Consider the following 1,380-nt stretch of genomic DNA (forward strand, 5'->3'; position numbering starts at 1 on the left):
CCGGAATCGATGTTTCTTTCTCTTCCTCCGGCTACTTAGATGTTTCAGTTCACCGGGTTCCCCTCCATACGTTATGGATTGGCGTATGGATACATGAGGTTTGCTCATGTGGGTTTCCCCATTCAGATATCTCCGGATCAATGGATATTTGCTCCTCCCCGAAGCTTTTCGCAGCTTATCACGTCTTTCATCGGCTCTTAGTGCCAAGGCATCCACCCTGCGCTCTTTCATGCATAACCAACTTGCCAAATAGCTTTGAAAGCATCCTGACGGGACTGATCTTTCGTGAAAGCTTGCTTTCATAAGAAAGATCATGTTTCGGCAGTGATATTTGCGAAGCAAATGTCACCGAGAGAATTTCTAATTCTCGAGGGGCTTTCAATGCTATGGCCACACATGTATAGCGTTACATGCGTTGGTTCAGGTCAATTTTTTTACTTTGTTTTCTTCAAAGTGGTATCATTACTAATAATGATGTTCGACTTACGTCGAACTAAGTTCACACTAACACTCCTGCTTCCGCACTCGTGAAGTGTTCACTTATACCTCGGATGTCTTGATATTTTCATCAATTTCTTATATGCGGTTTTCAAGGTACATTTCTGACTGATGTTTTATCAGTCATCACATACACAAAATCTCTTTTGCGTATCTGATCACTGGTAAAACCAGCTATCATAACAGCACTGCCCTGCTGATCGGGTTGGCGGCGATAAGTTGTTGCTCATCTGTGCCTGTATCTATATGATCTTCGGCAGCGGATCTGCCTTTTCTTTTTTAATGCTGGCGGCCACCTGCTCTCCCACACCGTCTCCAGTGCAGTACCATCGGCCTCCCGGGGCTTAACCATCGTGTTCGGGATGGGTACGGGTGTTTCCCCCGGGCGCATCGCCACCAGCAGCAAGTCATCTGCTTTTGACAGCTTGATAACTCAACAATAGACAACAATCCTTACTTCGTTCCTTAGAAAGGAGGTGATCCAGCCGCACCTTCCGATACGGCTACCTTGTTACGACTTCACCCCAGTTACCGGTCCCGCCTTCGGCAGCTCCCTCCTTACGGTTGGGTCACTGACTTCGGGCGTTACCAACTCCCATGGTGTGACGGGCGGTGTGTACAAGACCCGGGAACGTATTCACCGCGACATTCTGATTCGCGATTACTAGCGATTCCAGCTTCATGTAGTCGAGTTGCAGACTACAATCCGAACTGAGACGTTATTTTTGAGATTTGCTCCGCTTCACAGCCTCGCTTCTCTTTGTTTACGCCATTGTAGCACGTGTGTAGCCCTGGTCATAAGGGGCATGATGATTTGACGTCATCCCCACCTTCCTCCAGGTTGTCCCTGGCAGTCCCTCCAGAGTCCCCACCATTACGTGC

The 1,380-nt window shown here is 48.1% G+C and carries 3 rRNA genes; all 3 read right to left on the reverse strand.

Features of this window, described 5'->3' with window-relative positions:
• Positions 1-239, reverse strand: a 23S ribosomal RNA gene (locus tag INF30_RS14540); the annotation flags it as partial.
• Between the two features lie 542 nt (positions 240-781).
• Positions 782-899, reverse strand: a 5S ribosomal RNA gene (gene rrf / locus INF30_RS14545).
• Between the two features lie 68 nt (positions 900-967).
• A 16S ribosomal RNA gene (locus tag INF30_RS14550) occupies positions 968-1,380 on the reverse strand; the annotation flags it as partial.

Origin of the sequence: Claveliimonas monacensis, assembly GCF_014982975.1 — a bacterium.
GTDB lineage: Bacteria > Bacillota > Clostridia > Lachnospirales > Lachnospiraceae > Claveliimonas > Claveliimonas monacensis.